Here is a 1,593-nt window from a genome sequence, read left to right as displayed (position 1 = left end):
TCTGCTCCTCCGTAATCGGGTAGGCCGTATCTAGCCCACGGTCCTCATGGGGCGCCTTCTTCAAAGTTTCCGTAGACATGACACAGTCTCCCGTTTCGTGATGTGAGATGAAGGGACTTGTAGAGCGATCGAAGCTGTCAGATGCGGCACGGGAGCTTCCCGACCCGGCCGTTAGGAGCACAACTCGGAAGCGACGGCGGGTGCGTCACGTGGGCATGTCTGCGATATTATATCGACATGCCGGTGTGCGCAACACCACATTGCTGCGATCTTTCTGGTTGCGCTCACGTTGGCTCGCAGGGCGGGACTGCCCAGGGATCGGTTGACACCTTGACGTGCCCCACGGCTTGGTTACCCGTTGGCGTCTGGAGTCTTAGGCAGTGACGGTGGTGGTTTCGGAGCGTAAGTCGTACTCGATCGGGGTGCGGTAGCCGATGCTGGAGTGGCGTCGTTGGCGGTTGTAGAAGATCTCGATGTAGTCGAAGATCGCGTTGGCCAGTTCGACTCGGGTCTTCCACTTCTTCCGGTTCAGCAGCTCGATCTGCATCGAGGACCAGAACGATTCCATGATCGCGTTGTCCAGGCCGTCGCCCACGCTGCCGAAGGACGGCATCAGTCCTGCGGAGCGGATCTTGTCGCCGAAGGCCCATGAGGTGAACTGGACTCCGTGGTCGGCGTGGACGATCCCGCCCGGTGCGGGTCGGCGGTTGCGGATGGCCATGTCGAGGGCGTTGATGACCAACGCGCTGTCTTGCCGAGTGTCGATCGACCAGCCCACGATCCTGCGGCTGTAAGCGTCGAGGACGGCGGCGCAGAAGACCTTGCCTTCCCTGGTCGGGTGTTCGGTGATGTCGGTGACCCACAGCTCGTTCGGGCCAGGCGGTGGAACTTACGCTTGACGAGGTCCTCGCTGGTGACGACACCACGCAGCCGCTTGACCCGCGCTGGGCCAGGCAGGACGTAGATGCCCGCCCGGGTCATGAGTACCGAGATCAGCCGCGAGCTGACTTGGACGTTCATCGCCATGGTCAGCTCGGCGTGGATGCGTCGGTAGCCGTAGGTGCCGCGGGAGGCAACGTGGATCTCGCGGATGAGGCCGGTCAGCCACTCGCGGCGCAGCTGGGTGGCTGAGGTGGGCCGGTTCTTGTAGCGGTAGTAGCCGGGGCTGGAGACACCCAGCACCCGGCAGCACTTCTTGACCGGGATGCCGGCGGCGACGAGGCGGTCGATCACCGGGTGAACCCTTTTGGGTGTGGCTTCTCCTCCGCCAGGAACTTCGAGGCCTGCCGGATGATGGCCAACTCGGTCTCGAGTTCACGGATTCGTTTGCGCGCCGCCCGCAGCTCGGCGGACTCGGTGGTGGTGACCCCAACGAGCTCACCGCGGTCGATGCGGTCCTGGCGGACCCAGTTGTGCAGGCACCCGGCGCTGATGCCGAGCTCGTAGGCGACCTGTTTGATCTGCTTGAGCTTGTCAAGATTTCTGTGTAAGCGGTCGGTTCTTCTGGTTGATTTCTCTTACAGGTAGGGGTTGATGCGGTCGGGGTAGGCGATCGCGAGTTGGCCTAGGGCCTGCTTCCAGTTCGTCACGACC

1 pseudogene is annotated in these 1,593 nt (G+C 62.7%); it reads right to left on the bottom strand.

The features are described 5' to 3' along the window. Positions 1–373 precede the first annotated feature (373 nt). Positions 374–1,466 (bottom strand): annotated as a pseudogene (locus tag LRP67_RS21150) (IS3 family transposase); the annotation flags it as partial. Between the last annotated feature and the right edge of the window lie 127 nt (positions 1,467–1,593).

Source organism: Nocardioides sp. cx-169 (genome assembly GCF_021083605.1).
Taxonomy (GTDB): Bacteria; Actinomycetota; Actinomycetes; order Propionibacteriales; family Nocardioidaceae; genus Nocardioides.
The sequence above is the reverse complement of the archived record's forward strand: the minus strand, read 5'-3'. Positions and strand labels throughout refer to the sequence as shown.